The sequence below is a fragment of the Pseudomonas sp. LARHCG127 genome (assembly GCF_052871455.1).
The window spans coordinates 683,169-698,444 of the sequence record NZ_JBIXJT010000001.1 but is presented as its reverse complement, the minus strand read 5'-3'; the positions used below and the strand labels follow the sequence as shown (position 1 = coordinate 698,444).

Here is a 15,276-nt window from a genome sequence, read left to right as displayed (position 1 = left end):
GAACCATGAAATGAAAGCCCCCGTTGAAATCAGTTTCGGAGCTGACGCCACCTTAGGGTATGTGCGGTACGGCAATGGCCCCATTCACGTACTGGTCATGCATGACTGGCTGGGCGACCACTCCAGCTACGATGCCGTCATGCCCTGTCTTGACGGTCGCGCGTTTACCTATGTTTTCGTTGATGTGCGTGGCTACGGACAATCCATTGAATTGGCGGGCGAATTTACGGTAGAGGAGATTTCCTCCGATTGCCTCATGCTCGCCGACCAGCTCGGTTGGACGCGCTTCCACGTAGTCGGCCATTCAATGACCGGGATGATCACGCAACGTATCGCTGCGGATGCCCCGTCTCGCGTCGCAAGCGCGATAGCAGTGTGCCCCGTTTCTGCCGCTGGCAATCGGTTGGGCCCAGAAGCGCTGGCGTTCTTTGCCAGCACGGCAGAAGACGACGAGGCCCTTCGGCGGCTGTTCAAATTCGTGACTGGAGGTCTCTCCGATGGGTGGGTTGATCTCAAGGTCCAACAAAGCCGCGACACAGTCTCACCTGCCTGCCGGGCGAGGTACCTCGAAATGATGGTCACGGCAAATTTCGTCGATGACATTCGAGGCCTTGAAACACCGTATTTGATTATTGTCGGTGACAAGGACCCCGGACTTGATGCCGCGGCTATGGCCAGAACCTTTCTAGCGTGGCATCCGAACGCAGAACTGCATGTTATCTCGAACTGCGGTCATTACCCGATGCAGGAGTGCCCGCCTTATTTCGCAACTGTTATCGAGGGTTTCCTGAAACGCCACACCGGTTGACCTGAATGGCGTAAATCAGGCTGCGTGCGGACATCATCGGGCCCCTGGCCTGGATTGTCCGCAACGGCTCAAGACATAGTTTTTTGGATGTCCTTAACGACAACACAAACAACCGCTGATCACCGGCTGATCAGGATCATTCTCAAGAAATGCAACCACGACTTCCATGCCCGTCCGGGGCGGCCCCATCTCACAACGCCAATCGGACGCCCTCTTCAGCCAACAACGACTTTTGTCGTCAAATCGATCTTCACGATCCCAGGGGAACTCGACCTTGATCCTTGCGAAGCGCCGATCACCCTGGATTTCTTCGTCCTCCAGGGCAATGACTACAGCGGTCTGGTTGCGTAGTACCTGCGGTTTCTTGTGAGCCAACGGCGGACGATAGGACACATTCCATGGAAGCACGATAAAGCGGTTGCGGTAACCCTGATGGAAGTCATCTTCGTTTCCCGTGTTGCCACTGGCGACGTGCTCACTCATTACCTGTGGTTGCCGGCCTTCGTGGACGACCTGGGTCAGTAGCCATGAGGTGTTCCACTCCTGGCGCGGATGGCCTGAGATGTCCAGTACTTGGCCGCTGACTAACCGAGTCTGGTCACTCTGCCCTTCGGCTTGTCGATAAGCCGCGTGGCGGCGTTCCATGGTCCGAAGACGTATCTGCTTGCCGTGCTCATGACCGGTGAAACGCTCCAGCCTGTCATCTGTCTCAATGTCCAACGGTTGTTGCGAGATACGACGGGTGAGCTGTCCCAGATGCAGGTTGATGCGCTTGATCAGTGGCTCGTTGGCCACCCTGTCGCGCGCTTGTCCATAAGCAGTGGGCTGTCCAATCCTGGGGAAAACCGCCTGATCGTCACCAAAGACCAGCACATGGCCTTGAGCACTGTGTTGGAAGTGAAAGTGGATACCCTCTTCTTCACACAAGCGCTGAACAAAGTGCAAGTCCGTTTCGTTGTACTGAGTACAGTATTCACGCTCTGGGTAAGTCGCCCCCAGATGAAACCGATAAGCGTCGCCCACAACACCGTGTTCTTCCAATATCAAGGCCACGATTTTCGGTACCGAGAACTGTTGATAGATCCGCCGGTTGATGCGGTGACGCAAGTAGGACAACTGCGGGACGAGTGCCAGGCTGTAGCGCATCAAGTGCTGACCATGGGCGCTTTGAACGATGTGATAGACCCGTCCATGAATGCCGTTGCCCTTCGCGTCCAAGGCCAGGAAAGCCTCTCGATCGAAGAGGCTTTCAAGCGCCAGGTCAGACCGTTCGCTGACAAAATCCACGCTGAACAGGTAAGGCCTGCTGAGCGCCTCTTCTCCCGTGAAGGCGAGCACTTGAAAGTCGTGGGCAAAACCGTCGATGGTCAAACTGAAGCGCGTTTGATTGGCTGGGTTGAACATCCGCTGTTCTCTTTTTAAACCTGCTGCTCGTCCGACGCCCGTCTATAACCGAGGCACGCAACGAGCAACAGGCGACAATCAAGTCAGGTCACACACCACTCTTCACTTTGGTCCATATCCGCGTGCGGATTCGCTCCAGTTTCAATGGCAGTGGCTCAAGGGGAATAAGTGTCGCGACCGTCTTTTTGTCTGGATAGATCCAAGGGTTGTCTCGCAACTTCTGCTCGACAAACTCAGCGGCATCTTTGTTTGCGTTAGGGTACAGCGTGTGATTTGAGGTCTTGGCGATAATTTCTGGTCGCAACATATAGTTGATGAACGCCATGCCTTCCTTGGGATGGGGCGCATCTTTCAGCAGCACCAGATTCTCTGACCAGGACAGCGCGCCTTCGCGAGGAAGACTGTAGGAGATCTTGCGTCCGGTGTTAGCCTTTTCGTTGATGGCCTGTGCCGCCAGGGCACCATTGGCCCACCCCACAACAGCACAGATATTGCCGTCTGCCAGGTCGGCGTCGATTCTGGACGAATCGAAATAAAGGACGTAGGGGCGGATTTTCAACAGCAAGGCTTGGGCTTTCTGGTAATCATCCGGGTTCTTGCTGTTGCTAGGGAGTCCAAGGTAATTCAAGGCAATCGAGATGATCTCACTGGGAGAGTCGAGCATTGCCACTCCACACGACTGGAGTTTGCTGATGTTTTCTTCTTTGAAGATCAGATCCCAGCTATTGACCGGCGCATCATTGCCCAATGCCGCTTTGACCTTGTCCACGTCATAACCAATGCCAGTGGTGCCCCACAAATAAGGCACGGCATAGCGGTTACCTGGATCATTGACTGCGAGCTGAGCGAGGATGTCAGGGTCAATATGTGAAAAGTTACTCAGCTGATCACGATTCAGAGGCTGAAGGACGCCCGCCTGGATCAGGCCGGGCAACACATTGGAGGTCGCCACCACCACGTCATACCCGGTGCGCCCGGCCATGACCTTGCTCTGCATGATCTCAGCGCTGTCGAACGCATCCATGTGCATTCGCGTGCCAGTTTCCCGCTCAAACTCCTTTGGTGTCTCCGGCGCCAGCAACCCGAACCAGTTATAGAGATACATCCCGGGCTCTGCAGCCGCCACGGATGTGCTTATCCCGACACAGAGAAGCGAGGCCGAAAAAAGGGTTCGCAAATGTGACTTTCTCATGCAACATCCTTGTCAAGACGACATGCCCTCATGGCTATCGTAAACCTGGCAGCGAATATACCGGCTGCCACCGAATAGTAAATACCTACGAATACTTACCTTAGACCTGCGACGCCCTAACCCTAAAGGGGTAGAAAATGCCGTTTGACCTTCACAGCCTGGCCTGGCATCGATCGATTGGGAAGCTGATCATGCAGCTGAATCGTCCAGAGTTCTGGAGTTCACTGGTTCGCACATTAAATGAATACGTACAGATCGATAATTGGGTGGTATTGATTTTCAGCCACCAACAAGTCCAGGTCGTCAGTCTTCCCGAAGTGGCCGATGCGGAAGAAGTTGACGCATTCATTCATCGCTACGTGAAAGGTCTTTATTTACTGGATCCGTTTTATATAGCCAATCGGGAAAACCCACAGAGCGGTTTCTTCCACCTGTTGGATATTGCACCGGAATATTTTCTTGAAACCGAGTATTACCACAAGTATTTCGCCCAATACATTTCCATGGACGAAGCACAATACAATGTCCAGCTCGACCCCGACAGAACGTTGTGCCTATCTATTGGCAGCAAAGCCCGTTTCAGCCAAGAACAAATAACCTTGCTCGACATTATCAAACCGTGGGTGACTGCATTGATGCATCAGCGCATGGGGTTTGAAATTGACGTGGAGAAAACGCTGGCTGAGCCGCCTCTATGGCCAGAAACGGTCAACCAGCTGGGCACGCAGATAACAGCACGTGAAAGTGATGTCCTCCGTTTACTACTCAGCGGCTTCTCCAACAAAGAAATAGCCGGAAAGCTTTCCCTGTCGGCGGAAACCATAAAGGTGCACCGCCGCAACATTTACGCAAAACTGAATATCAAGTCCCAATCCGAGCTGTTTGCTCGATTTTTCATGCCAAGACAGAACGTTCCCGCTACGCATTGAAGTCAGGCATCACACCGATCATGTGCCTGCAAGCATCAAATCCAGATTCTGCACCGCCGCGCCAGCGGCGCCCTTCCCCAGATTGTCAAACACCGCAGCCAGCAAAACCTGCCCGGTCTCATCGTTCTCGAACACCGACAATCGCACATCATCGGTCCCGTTAAGCGCCTGAGGATCAAGGGTGGTCAGCGCTTTGGCTTCCTGCATCGACATCACCTGCACATGGCGCGCATCGGCGTAGTGCTGCATCAGACACGTATGCAACTGCACCCCACTCACCCCTGGCGCCAACAATCGGGTCTGCACAGGTAGGGTCAGCACGATCCCCTGCCGAAAGGCACCATAGGCCGGCACAAACATCGGCCGTTCCGTCAGACCGCTTTGCTGCTGAATTTCCGGAATATGCTTGTGTGCCAACCCCAGCCCATAGACCTGAAACGCAGACGCCTGGGCTGCGCCCGCGCCCTCATGCTCCTCCACGCCGGCCCGTCCTTTTCCGGAATAACCCGACACCGCATGAATGTTCATCGGGTAATCCCTGGGCACCAATCCAGCCTCCAGCAATGGCCGCAGCAGCCCGATCGCCCCCGTTGGATAGCAACCGGGATTGCTGACCCGCCGGGCGGCGGCGATGCGCTGGGTCTGCTGCTGGCTCATTTCCGCGAAACCATAGGTCCAGTCTGGATGGGTACGGTGCGCCGAACTCGCATCGATCACCCGAACAGCGGGGTTTTCGATGGACGCTACAGCGTCGCGCGCGGCCTGGTCGGGCAAGCAGAGAATCGCGATGTCGCAGTGGTTGATGGCCTCGGCGCGACGTTGCGGATCCTTGCGATGTTCGGCGCTCAGCGTGAGCAGCCGCAGATCGCTCCGGTCCCGCAGACGTTGATGGATCTGCAACCCGGTGGTGCCTTGGTCGCCATCGATGAATACAAGGGGACTTGCCATGGCATGTACTCGAACATTGGAATCAGGGGGTGCAATGTTCAGCCAGGCGCTAAGATAGGAAAAGTTGAATTTATAAACGATGAAATTCAGTTTTCCTGAACAAGGTGCACTTTATGCGGGAAATCAGCCTGGACCGCCTGCGCACGCTGGTGGCGATTGCCGACATGGGGTCGTTCGCCGAAGCGGCCCGTGCGCTGCACTTGGCGCCCCCCACTGTCAGCCTGCATATCGCCGACCTTGAGGCGCGGGTGGGCGGCAAGCTGTTGTCGCGCACCCGGGGGCGCGTTCAGCCATCGGCGATAGGGAACACCCTGGTGGAACGCGCGCGGCGCCTGTTGGCGGATGCGGAACAAGCGCTCGAGGACGTGGAGCGCCAGGTACAGGGGTTGGCCGGGCGTGTGCGGCTCGGCGCCTCCACCGGGGCCATCGCACAGTTGCTGCCGAACGCTTTGGAGATATTGAACCAACGCCACCCCGCGATCGATGTGCAGGTGGCGGTGCTCACTTCCCAGGAAACCTTGAAGAGGCTTGCCGGGGGCTCCTTGGAGATCGGCCTGGTCGCACTGCCGCAGCCGCCGGTAAAGGGCTTGCGGATCGAGCCGTGGCGACGGGATCCGGTCATGGCCTTCTTGCCGGCTCGCTGGGAATGCCCGGAGGTTGTGACCCCCGACTGGCTGTCCGCGCAACCGCTGATTTTGAATGACACCACCACTCGCCTTTCGCGCTTGACGTCGGAGTGGTTCGCCAGTGATGGACGGCAGCCTGCGCCGCGCATTCAACTGAACTACAACGATGCGATCAAGAGCCTGGTGGCGGCAGGATATGGTGCGACGCTGTTGCCCCATGAAGCCTCCACGCCATTGCCCGACCCGCGGATCGTCATGCGGCCATTGAAGCCCTTGTTGTGGCGTCAACTGGGGATTGCCCACCGCAGTCGAGATATCGAACGGCCTACGCAACATGTGCTCGATGTGTTGTGGGAGTTGAGTGCGGAGTGATTATGTCTGGGCATGAGGTATTCTGCGCGGCGTGGTTACACGATCCAGGCCTGCGGCGTGCCACTGCTTGTCACGACCCTTTGATCGTTCTGAAGGCGACGCCCCAGGAGTTCTGCATGTTGATTGGACATCGATTCGAGCGCACCGCGCAGGATGACCTGCACATCCACTCACGTAACCTCGTACAAAGCGCATTCGTGCTGCTGACAGGCGCGCTTGCCTTCATTGCACCGGTGGCGTTCGCCGTGTTTGTGATCGCTGACGGAGGCCTCCCTCAGACTGACGTCGATCCATTGTTCGCATTGCTGATTGTGCTGGGACTGCTGCTGATCCCTGCCCTCGGCCTCCTCTTGATGGTGTACACCGGCGTCCGCGAGACCTTGCTGTTATCGCGACGCGAGGGTGAAGGCAAGCGCCGCACCCGAAACTTTTTTGGACGCCGCGAGCGTGTGCATTCGGTCTTTAGAATCGACACCCCCAAATGCCTCGAACTTCGTCGTCGCCAAGAGGCCGAGCCCGCCTACACCCAGCTGTGGCTGGTGATGCGCGATGGCACCGAGCACCGCCTGACCACCGATAACGTTCCGGTAGTGCCGGGCAGTAAACCCACCGACATGTGGCTGCGTGAGCTGGCCGACTATCTGAACGTGGCAGTGCCTACTGAAGTGGTCGTGGGTTCGACGGTGGCTGTGAAGCCCGCCTACAGACCTGCTCCAGCCCCAACCAGCGGCAAGGCGGTGAGGGAAGCCAGGCGGCGCAGAACCCAGGAACTCACGCTGGGCCATGAGCCCACCGAAAAACTCGGCACGCCCGCACGCGCCCTGCTCCTTCTATTGGGTGTTTTCCTGGCCGTCCTGGAGCTGAGACACGTCATCACTTTGGTCCCTGCGCTATTTAGCGGGCGGCTGCGCGTCGGCGGCGGTCGAACCGGCATGACAACTTTCTACTGGGCCGAACAACCGCTGACGTTTTCATTCCACATGCTGGTGGGAATGGCCGAGGTGTTGATCCTCGGATTCATCGCCTGGGGTTGTCTGCGCACGGCGATCCAGGGCCGGATGGGCTCCAATCCCTGAGGGTGGTCAATTCGGTCACTGCTCGGTCAAAAACGGTGAACAGGAAGCGGCCCCCTCGATGTGATAGACCCTCGGCTCCTCCGAAAAATATTCCTCTAGGCCCATCATGAATATCCGATGGTCTTCACTCGCTTCGAAACCCGGCGTGTGATCCTCAAGTGATTGCCATCGCACGATCAGGTTGAATTGCTCGGGGGTCTCGATCCCTTGCGCCAGCAAGTGACCGCCGTACCCCTTTGCCCGGGTGAGCAAAGGAGCGACCTCGGCAAATGCGCGCCTGAACGTTTCAATGCGTTCTTTGTGAACGGGAAGCAGAGCGATCTCATAAATCATGGTATTCCTCGAAAATGGCTTGAACGGTTAAACGTACGCCCTTACGGGATCAGCGAAGGCTCGACCGCTATCGCGATTTTTCCTTGAACACCGTTGTTGGGGCTCTCCAGCCGGGCATGGGCCAGCCCAATGTCGGCAAGCGAATAGACGGCGCCAACGTGTGGCCGCAGCTGACCTCGCGCGACCAATGCGCTCAAGTCATCGAGCTTGCCGCGGTTCTGCCTGGTGAAAACGAAGTGGTAACTCGCATTCTTGCCCCAGGCCTGGACAAGGTTTTGTGGCTGCGCAATGTCCACGATCGAGACAACGCGGCCAAGCTGTGCCAGCGCGTCGGGGCTGCGCGACAAGGTATTGCCGCCGATGGTGTCGAACACCACATCCACTCCGCGACCACCCGTTTCCCCCATGATGGCGTCGACGTAGTCCTCCTTTTCATAGTCGATGACCACATCGGCTCCCAGGCTTCGCACGAACCCGGCGTTTGCCTCACGCACGGTCGTGAACACCCTTGCCCCCATGGCTTTTGCCACCTGGATCGCCACATGCCCGACGCCCCCCGCGCCGCCGTGGATCAGAATGCTTTCTCCCACTCTGAGCGCCGCACGCACGATCAATGCTTCCCACACCGTCCCGCCAACCAGGCTCAGGCTTGCCGCCTCGAGATGGCTCAGCGAGGCTGGCTTCTTCCCGATGATGCTTTCGGCGGCAACGTGGTACTCGGCATAGCTGCCTGGCCCGTCAAATATTTGCGGGGTGTACCAGACTTCGTCCCCTGGAGCGAAGGTGGTCACTCCCGGCCCTACCTCTTCGACAACGCCCGATACATCGTGTCCGGTAATGGCCGGCAGTTGCACCAAGTCGGGATAGTCGCCGCGACGAACCTGGTAATCCAACGGATTGATGGAGGTTGCGTGCACTCGGACCAAGACTTGTCCGGCGTGCGGTACGGGCTTGGCCACCTCGCGCAGCTCGAACGATCCCGAGCCGCCGAATGATTTAAGTACCATTGCTTTCATCGTAATTCCTCACATCTATAAAAAGGAATATCGAGATATCTCGATATATTACGGTAAAAAAACTACAATTCTTTCCCTATGACCTCGGCAAGCGCGCTGATGGTTGCTTCATTGCGCTTGTAGTAGGTCCACTGACCGATACGCCGGACTTCGACCAAGCCCACTCGTTGCAGCGTTGCAAGGTAACCAGACACCGTTGACTGCGACAGTCCGATACCTTCTTGAATACTGCTGACGCAGACGCCCACCGTGAGAACGTCACCTTCATCCTGCGGAGGGAAGTTCTTTGCGGGATCCTTCAAGCCTTTCAAGATTTGCAGGCGTGTAGGGTTCGAGAGCGCTTTGAATATTTCGATCAATTCCATGCCCCCGAGAATATCGAGATTTTTCGATATGTCAATACGCTGTTTAGCCCCCTCCCTGCCCCCAACATCCTGGGCGACATGCCAAGAGAGCCATACCCATCACTTCACATAACCCTCAAAGCAGTCTTTAAATGGCAGAATCTCCGTCATTGATCGTTTCGGAGACCACCATGCTTCGCGTATTTGAACAAAGACTCGACCCCTTCCCACCCGACGAAGTCCCCCCGCCACCCAACGGCCTGGCTCGGTTCCTTTGGGCCTGCACCCGGGGCGCCCGCGGTTACATCCTGGCGTTTGCGCTGCTCAGCGCCGGCGTGTCGATCTACGAAGCCTGGCTGTTTTCGTTCCTCGGCCAAGTGGTGGATCTGCTCTCGACCTGGCAAGCCGGGGGTGACGCGGCAGCGCAGGAAAGTCGCGTGCTGTGGGGCATGGGTATCGTCATGGTGGCGAGCGTCGGGCTGGTGGCGCTGCGTACGATGGTGCAGCACCAGATATTGGCGATCAATCTGCCGTTGCGGCTGCGTTGGGACTTCCACCGCCTGATGCTGCGGCAAAGCCTTTCGTTTTTTTCCGATGAGTTTTCCGGCCGGGTCACCACCAAGGTGATGCAGACGGCCCTGGCCGTGCGCGACGTGCTGTTCACCCTGATCGAAATCGCCCCGGGAATCGGCGTGTATTTCATCGCGATCATCGCCTTGGCCGGCGGCTTCGCCCTGAAACTGATGCTGCCGTTCGTGGCCTGGATCGTGCTGTTCGGGCTGGCCATGCTCTACTTCGTGCCCCGCTTGGGCAAAGTCGGACAGGAACAGGCCAATGCCCGCTCCTCGATGACCGGACGGATCTCGGACGCCTACACCAACATCACCACCGTGAAACTGTTCTCCCATTCCAACCGTGAAGCGCACTTCGCGCGCGCGGCCATGGAGGATTTCAAGCAGACCGGCTTTCGCCAGATGCGCCTGGTCAGCCAGTTCGAGATCGTCAACCAAGCGCTGGTGGTGGGGCTGATCATGGCCGCAGGCGGCTATGCGCTTTGGTTGTGGCACCAGGGCGACGTCGGCGCCGGCGCGGTGGCGGCGATCACCGCCATGGCGTTGCGCATCAATGGCATGTCGCACTGGATCATGTGGCAAATGACCTCGCTGTTCGAGAGCATCGGCACCGTGCAGGATGGCATGGCAACCCTGACCCGCGGCCCCAAGGTGCAGGACGCGCCGGACGCGGGGGTGCTGGTGACCTCCGGCGGCGCGGTCACCTTCGACAACGTGAGCTTCAACTACAACGGTGAACGCCAGGTGCTTGATGGCCTGAGCCTGGACATCCGCCCGGGCGAGAAAATTGGCCTGGTGGGCCGCTCCGGCGCCGGCAAATCCACGCTCATCAACTTGCTGCTGCGCTTTTATGATGTCGACAGCGGGCAGATCCGCATCGACGGGCAAGACATATCCCGCGTGACGCAAGACAGCCTGCGCAGCGCCATCGGCATGGTCACCCAGGATACGTCCCTGCTGCACCGTTCCATTCGTGACAACATCGCCTACGGCCGACCCGATGCAACTGACGCACAAATCCGCCGCGCGGCGGCCAATGCCCAGGCCGATGAGTTCATCAGCCAACTGAGCGACCGCCAAGGTCACTCCGGCTACGACACCTTGGTGGGCGAGCGCGGCATCAAGCTGTCGGGCGGCCAGCGCCAGCGCATCGCGATTGCCCGAGTGATGCTCAAGAACGCGCCAATCCTGCTCCTTGACGAGGCGACCAGTGCGCTGGATTCGGAAGTCGAAGTGGCCATCCAGGAAAGCCTCGATGAAATGATGCAGGGTAAAACGGTCATCGCCATTGCTCATCGGCTGTCGACGATTGCGGCGATGGATCGGCTGATTGTCATGGATGACGGGCGGATCATTGAACAGGGTACCCACGCACAATTACTCGCCAAGAACGGCATCTATGCGCGGCTGTGGCACCACCAGAGTGGCGGGTTCCTGGGGGAGGATCGGTGGGTGACGGAGGCGATGGATCAGGTCTAAGCGTGAAGGGCCTGGGGTGATCTGCAGGTGGGTGTTTTGGGTCGTCAGCTGTCCTTTACAACGGGCAGCTTTCGGCCCAGAAGCCGTCATTCAGAGTAGGGACATGACCCGCCTTTTTACTAGCGGCTTCATAAGGTGCACTGCGCGCACCCTGCGACAGACCCACACATGCCGTGGGCCACACAGCCCCCCTTACGCGATAGCGTCTTTTCTCTTGAGTTAGATGCCGGCCTTCGATTAGATATGAGGCGTAAACGTTGTGACGTGAATAGCACCATCATACATAAGGGAATAGCACTAAATGGCCCGGATAGAACCCGTTTTCGGCAGCATCAGCAGCGAAATCGAAAACCCATACCAACCGGGCGACGCCCAACTGATTGACGACGAGGTTGTCACGTTTTCAAACCCCAAGATTTTGGATTTTTCCGGGCGTATTTCTCTGGCGCGCTTCTGGCTGATTCATGTGCCCTTGGTGCTGGTTCTTCCGTGCATTTTGCTGACGTTCTTTATGGTGGGGTTGCGCCATCAACTGGTGGTTTTGCTGATAGTCGGTGTCACCGTTGTCGTTCCTGCCATCCTGCTCAACGTGTCTCTACTGGTACGCAGGGCACGTGATCTAGGCTGGAGTCCGATGATATGGGGAATTCTCAGCGTAGTCCCTGTTATCGGCTTTGTGATAACGCTTCCGCTCTTCATGCTTCCGGGGCGTAAAGCGATTAATAAATACGGCCCGCCCAATCCACCTCTTTCGACGTCGGTAAAACTACTTACCGCGCTGTTGGTGGTGCTGGTGCTTGTAACTTCAGTCGTGCTAGTTGCGTATTTTCCCCAATACCACCCACAGGCACTCTACGAGTGGTTCTTTAATTCATTGGTTCAGGCATAACGTTAGCGTACGCGAAGTCCATGCTTCGCCTCATTGCGCGGCGCCAAGTGCTCAGGTGCCTTTGTAGAGAGCGCTGCGCGCACCACGCGATAGCCCTGCGTACGCCGCGGTGATGTCCATTGGGAAAAGAGAACAGATTTATTTCTCTGCTCTAAACGTCCGTTCTTGGCCGATTGCAGCCCCTCACGACAGGCAGCTATCGGCCAGAAGCGGTCAGTGGATTTAGGGTGCTTGCGCCTCTAGCTGTAGGTTTGTAGGATCCTGCGAGCGCCCGACAATAGCGGTTCACATGAACAGCAGGTCAAGCCTGGAAATCGAGGGCGTTGCTTTAAAATCCAGACTTCGATTGCGGTGCTATCAGATATGGAGATTCTCCTATTTTGAATTATGGACAAGCTGTTGCAGTCGTCGAAGCCTTTCAAGATCTTGCACACAGAATTGACATTGAATTTCCAGAACGCCTCGCAGCACTCATGCGAATAGCGCATACCCCCCCTTCAAAGGCTGCACTGAGTAGCCTTGTAGATTTTCACTGGCTCGATGCAGAAGAAGCAGAACGAGAAATCAATGAGTGGCTTAACCCTGATGACCAGCAAGGTCGAACCTTTCTTCCCTTTGCGGCTACAGGCGGCGGTGAGCCTTACTGCCTGGTTCGATTGGAAAACGGGACTTCGGGGATTGCTCAGGTACTTCATTTTGCTCAGCCATCTCCACTTGCCCATGCAGATATCTCATCGTTCGTGACTAGGGAATACGTACGCGTCGCTACGGACTTATCTTGGCTACCGCCTCGAATGGACTTCAATATCGCACTGAAAAGTGAAGTGGCATTAATCGAAACGGCTTTACTACCCGCAGACTATGCGCTTCTTGAGACCTTGTTTAGTCGACAGTGTGTCGCTATGAATTACCAGGCTGGCCCTCAAGGCATCTCGAAAATTGTCAAAGCCTTCATCTCTCAAGAAGAAGAGGAATCGTTAGCCGCCCGACTACGCCATCCGAACCCAACCGAGTTCGAAGCTCTTCGTGCTTGGATGCGCTAAATGTGTTTCCACTAGGAACCGAGCCATTGCCGGCCAACACTCACCACTTGCCAATATCCGCTTTGGGTTGTTGCCCGTCCCAATAGACAGCAATCGACCAAAAGCATCGTTCGATCCACTACCTTCCAGCCGAAAAGCGAAAACCTCTCGATCTGTGAAAGCTAGTCTCTAAGGGTACGCATTATTTCCTCGACCACCGGCTTCGTGTATTTCTCACTGGGATCAGTTTCCGGTGGGTCGTTACTGCGGAACCATTCACCTTGATCGAATGCCTGGTAAAGCGAGAAAGCGGGCTGAGGCATGTCGTTAGTCATACCTACTTCAACCACAGCATTTATGATCCCGTTCATTACGCCGTTGCAAAAATCATAGAGCAGAGATCCTTGTAGATAGCCTTCCGCAACCGCGACGGACAGCTCGTTCAGCACATCATGCGGTGCAACGGCGAACCTTTCGCAAATGGGGACAAGATCACTCAGCGTTAAACCGTCTGCTTCCGCTTTCACCGACAGTTCCTTAAGTTCGATCTTCGGTATGGCCATGATCATGAGCTTCTTCCGGCTAGGTGCAATAGCGCTTTCATGGTAGGTCAACTTCAGCTACAGGCAATGTCCACTTTGGGTCAGCCCTTCGCTTCCGACCCGATCTATCTTGGGAAAATGGAATCTATTCCACCAAACGCTTACCTAGGGTCGATGACCATCCAGCGCCCGGTTTGCCAGTAGCAGACCTAGTTCAATCAACTGTTGCAGCCCTAGTGCAACATGCCGTCGAGAATCCTTCAGGTCAAACGCCAAATCGTTGGCCATGGCATTGGCGGAGGCTAACGTTTCGCTGAGATTGGCCAACAGGCTTTCAACATCGACGCCCTCCACGACGGTGAATAACTGGTCCGGAGGTGGCTTCTTGTCAGGCTGGGCGGGTTTGGGGTTCAGATAGGAATCGATGACACGTTCGGCGTTGGCGTCGGCCGCGATGTCCAGGTGCAGCGGTGGAACGGGTGGGTCTGGGATGAGTTTGTCCATGGAATGCTCCTAACGTTATGGGAGCCGCCACGTTCGCTGCTAAACGAGTGGGTGGCAGCCGTGCGCAGGTTAGCAGACCGGTACGTTAGGAAACCGGCGCACCCGAGGATGCCCTGCACACAGCCGCCATAAGAATTCGAGCAATAAAAATGCCCGCACTGAAGGCAGTTGCCGTGCGCCTAACGTGATTCCGAGCTGCTAAACCCGACCGCTGATTGGTAGCGGTGAGCAAAGACTAGGCACCGAAATCAGCAGGCGCAAGGGACTGGGATTTTCTAGGAAATGTCCTGCAAGTCAATGGGCAATATTCGCTCCGTCAATTCCTACGACAAGCCCGTTCACCATTCCACCACCGGAGCGCTGCGCTGCGCGACGGGTGCGATGTGACGTGTATCCTGACCAAGCTAATACTTCTGTAATAAATTGGGATCATTCACGCCCTCAGAAACATACGTACTCTCCTGACCGACGTAAAAATCATTTGGCTTGGCCGCCTCGGCATAAGCTTCGATTTCATCGAGACTCATACTCGGATCCGCCTCAAGAGCCGCCTTGAAGTTTTGTGTCGTCGTAATTGAGCGTTCCCCATTGAGCTGACTTTCTTCTGAAACCAGTCCAGAAGGAGCTAAAGTCTTGATGCAGTTTTCACCACACTTCTCTCCAGCGACAATCCCCCTCCAGTGAGGACCAAAAGTAAAAACGGCAAAATACATTGTTTTCGCCTTGGTTTTATCAATACCAAGATCGATTAGCGCGTAATAGAACATCCGATGCGTTTCAACCCACGACCGGACCCGATTTTCTTCGTAGCAATAATGATCATGGACAATTGCCGCCTTCAAGAAAGACTCGTCGTAAGCATCACCTATTATAGGTTGCGCCCATTTCGGGATCGAAGCGCCATCCGTGGTTCCTGACTCATGATTGCCTGCTTTCCAAATATCGGTTTGCCAAACCAAGCCATTTGGCGATTTAAACGTAAGCATGGAACCTAACTGACACTTTCGCTCCTTGGTAAATTGACAACCTTCAGGGAGCAATTTCAATTCTCCCGTAAATTGACTCGCAAACAGTGCATTTGCGACCCCCATTAACAGCACCATCAGCGCTATAGCCTTACGCATATCGCCCTCTTCTTATCGATATAACGATTAAACAACTCAAATCATTTTATGGAGCTTGGTGCTATGAACTTTACTTACATCAGCTGCTGCGAGTTA

At 56.0% G+C, this 15,276-nt stretch carries 16 protein-coding genes; 7 read left to right on the top strand and 9 right to left on the bottom strand.

Features of this window, described 5'->3' with window-relative positions; all coding sequences use genetic code 11:
- Nucleotides 1–10: 10 nt before the first annotated feature.
- Entirely contained in the window at nt 11–808 is a 798-nt protein-coding gene (locus ACIPQ1_RS03195) for an alpha/beta fold hydrolase (RefSeq protein ID WP_411387304.1), read from the top strand.
- A 93-nt stretch (nt 809–901) separates the two neighbouring features.
- Here the strand turns inward: ACIPQ1_RS03195 and tssI are convergent, their stop codons facing one another.
- Together tssI and ACIPQ1_RS03185 are read right to left on the bottom strand one after the other, a co-directional pair.
- On the bottom strand, nt 902–2,212 hold the full coding sequence (tssI, locus tag ACIPQ1_RS03190) for a type VI secretion system tip protein TssI/VgrG (RefSeq protein ID WP_446533582.1): 1,311 nt from the start codon (nt 2,210–2,212) through the stop codon (nt 902–904).
- 88 nt (nt 2,213–2,300) lie between these two features.
- Complete coding sequence (locus ACIPQ1_RS03185) at nt 2,301–3,404, bottom strand: polyamine ABC transporter substrate-binding protein (RefSeq protein WP_446533581.1); 1,104 nt, start codon at nt 3,402–3,404, stop codon at nt 2,301–2,303.
- A gap of 137 nt (nt 3,405–3,541) precedes the next feature.
- Between ACIPQ1_RS03185 and ACIPQ1_RS03180 the strand changes: the two genes are divergently transcribed.
- Nucleotides 3,542–4,333, top strand: a complete 792-nt coding sequence (locus ACIPQ1_RS03180; protein ID WP_446533580.1) for a response regulator transcription factor — start codon at nt 3,542–3,544, stop codon at nt 4,331–4,333.
- A gap of 18 nt (nt 4,334–4,351) precedes the next feature.
- On the opposite strand, the gene argC is transcribed toward ACIPQ1_RS03180, so the two are convergent.
- Nucleotides 4,352–5,281, bottom strand: coding sequence for an N-acetyl-gamma-glutamyl-phosphate reductase (argC, locus tag ACIPQ1_RS03175; RefSeq protein ID WP_446533579.1), 930 nt, complete (start codon nt 5,279–5,281; stop codon nt 4,352–4,354).
- Between the two features lie 113 nt (nt 5,282–5,394).
- Here argC and ACIPQ1_RS03170 point away from each other — a divergent pair, with 113 nt between their 5' ends.
- Entirely contained in the window at nt 5,395–6,279 is an 885-nt protein-coding gene (locus tag ACIPQ1_RS03170; RefSeq protein ID WP_411387300.1) for a LysR family transcriptional regulator, read from the top strand.
- 116 nt (nt 6,280–6,395) lie between these two features.
- Entirely contained in the window at nt 6,396–7,355 is a 960-nt protein-coding gene (locus ACIPQ1_RS03165) for a hypothetical protein (protein ID WP_446533578.1), read from the top strand.
- Between the two features lie 15 nt (nt 7,356–7,370).
- On the opposite strand, the gene ACIPQ1_RS03160 is transcribed toward ACIPQ1_RS03165, so the two are convergent.
- The 3 genes from ACIPQ1_RS03160 to ACIPQ1_RS03150 all read right to left on the bottom strand — a co-directional run bounded on the left by ACIPQ1_RS03160 (nt 7,371) and on the right by ACIPQ1_RS03150 (nt 9,069).
- A complete protein-coding gene (locus ACIPQ1_RS03160) occupies nt 7,371–7,688 on the bottom strand; it encodes an antibiotic biosynthesis monooxygenase family protein (protein WP_250961379.1) in 318 nt (105 codons plus the stop codon).
- A gap of 41 nt (nt 7,689–7,729) precedes the next feature.
- Nucleotides 7,730–8,704 (bottom strand): zinc-dependent alcohol dehydrogenase family protein, encoded by a 975-nt coding sequence (locus ACIPQ1_RS03155; protein ID WP_411387297.1) that lies wholly within the window; start codon nt 8,702–8,704, stop codon nt 7,730–7,732.
- A gap of 62 nt (nt 8,705–8,766) precedes the next feature.
- A complete protein-coding gene (locus tag ACIPQ1_RS03150; protein WP_186704782.1) occupies nt 8,767–9,069 on the bottom strand; it encodes an ArsR/SmtB family transcription factor in 303 nt (100 codons plus the stop codon).
- Between the two features lie 170 nt (nt 9,070–9,239).
- Between ACIPQ1_RS03150 and ACIPQ1_RS03145 the strand changes: the two genes are divergently transcribed.
- From ACIPQ1_RS03145 to ACIPQ1_RS03135, 3 genes are all read left to right on the top strand, one after another.
- Nucleotides 9,240–11,099 (top strand): ABC transporter ATP-binding protein, encoded by a 1,860-nt coding sequence (locus ACIPQ1_RS03145; protein WP_446533577.1) that lies wholly within the window; start codon nt 9,240–9,242, stop codon nt 11,097–11,099.
- A gap of 301 nt (nt 11,100–11,400) precedes the next feature.
- A complete protein-coding gene (locus ACIPQ1_RS03140) occupies nt 11,401–11,988 on the top strand; it encodes a DUF805 domain-containing protein (RefSeq protein WP_250961382.1) in 588 nt (195 codons plus the stop codon).
- 380 nt (nt 11,989–12,368) lie between these two features.
- Nucleotides 12,369–13,031, top strand: a complete 663-nt coding sequence (locus ACIPQ1_RS03135; RefSeq protein WP_411387294.1) for a hypothetical protein — start codon at nt 12,369–12,371, stop codon at nt 13,029–13,031.
- A 161-nt stretch (nt 13,032–13,192) separates the two neighbouring features.
- On the opposite strand, the gene ACIPQ1_RS03130 is transcribed toward ACIPQ1_RS03135, so the two are convergent.
- From ACIPQ1_RS03130 to ACIPQ1_RS03120, 3 genes are all read right to left on the bottom strand, one after another.
- A complete protein-coding gene (locus ACIPQ1_RS03130) occupies nt 13,193–13,579 on the bottom strand; it encodes a hypothetical protein (RefSeq protein ID WP_411387293.1) in 387 nt (128 codons plus the stop codon).
- A gap of 138 nt (nt 13,580–13,717) precedes the next feature.
- Nucleotides 13,718–14,056 (bottom strand): DUF6124 family protein, encoded by a 339-nt coding sequence (locus ACIPQ1_RS03125; protein ID WP_446533576.1) that lies wholly within the window; start codon nt 14,054–14,056, stop codon nt 13,718–13,720.
- 404 nt (nt 14,057–14,460) lie between these two features.
- Nucleotides 14,461–15,180 (bottom strand): DUF1353 domain-containing protein, encoded by a 720-nt coding sequence (locus tag ACIPQ1_RS03120; protein WP_186704773.1) that lies wholly within the window; start codon nt 15,178–15,180, stop codon nt 14,461–14,463.
- Between the last annotated feature and the right edge of the window lie 96 nt (nt 15,181–15,276).

What these genes read in the sequence shown, in the direction of transcription:
- ACIPQ1_RS03125 (WP_446533576.1), bottom strand. Translation starts at nt 14,056, where the DNA reads ATGGACAAACTCATCCCAGACCCACCCGTTCCACCGCTGCACCTGGAC.
- ACIPQ1_RS03160 (WP_250961379.1), bottom strand. Translation starts at nt 7,688, where the DNA reads ATGATTTATGAGATCGCTCTGCTTCCCGTTCACAAAGAACGCATTGAA.
- tssI (WP_446533582.1), bottom strand. Translation starts at nt 2,212, where the DNA reads ATGTTCAACCCAGCCAATCAAACGCGCTTCAGTTTGACCATCGACGGT.
- ACIPQ1_RS03195 (WP_411387304.1), top strand. Translation starts at nt 11, where the DNA reads ATGAAAGCCCCCGTTGAAATCAGTTTCGGAGCTGACGCCACCTTAGGG.
- ACIPQ1_RS03170 (WP_411387300.1), top strand. Translation starts at nt 5,395, where the DNA reads ATGCGGGAAATCAGCCTGGACCGCCTGCGCACGCTGGTGGCGATTGCC.
- ACIPQ1_RS03145 (WP_446533577.1), top strand. Translation starts at nt 9,240, where the DNA reads ATGCTTCGCGTATTTGAACAAAGACTCGACCCCTTCCCACCCGACGAA.
- ACIPQ1_RS03130 (WP_411387293.1), bottom strand. Translation starts at nt 13,579, where the DNA reads ATGATCATGGCCATACCGAAGATCGAACTTAAGGAACTGTCGGTGAAA.
- ACIPQ1_RS03120 (WP_186704773.1), bottom strand. Translation starts at nt 15,180, where the DNA reads ATGCGTAAGGCTATAGCGCTGATGGTGCTGTTAATGGGGGTCGCAAAT.
- ACIPQ1_RS03140 (WP_250961382.1), top strand. Translation starts at nt 11,401, where the DNA reads ATGGCCCGGATAGAACCCGTTTTCGGCAGCATCAGCAGCGAAATCGAA.
- ACIPQ1_RS03150 (WP_186704782.1), bottom strand. Translation starts at nt 9,069, where the DNA reads ATGGAATTGATCGAAATATTCAAAGCGCTCTCGAACCCTACACGCCTG.
- ACIPQ1_RS03185 (WP_446533581.1), bottom strand. Translation starts at nt 3,404, where the DNA reads ATGAGAAAGTCACATTTGCGAACCCTTTTTTCGGCCTCGCTTCTCTGT.
- argC (WP_446533579.1), bottom strand. Translation starts at nt 5,281, where the DNA reads ATGGCAAGTCCCCTTGTATTCATCGATGGCGACCAAGGCACCACCGGG.
- ACIPQ1_RS03165 (WP_446533578.1), top strand. Translation starts at nt 6,396, where the DNA reads ATGTTGATTGGACATCGATTCGAGCGCACCGCGCAGGATGACCTGCAC.
- ACIPQ1_RS03180 (WP_446533580.1), top strand. Translation starts at nt 3,542, where the DNA reads ATGCCGTTTGACCTTCACAGCCTGGCCTGGCATCGATCGATTGGGAAG.
- ACIPQ1_RS03155 (WP_411387297.1), bottom strand. Translation starts at nt 8,704, where the DNA reads ATGAAAGCAATGGTACTTAAATCATTCGGCGGCTCGGGATCGTTCGAG.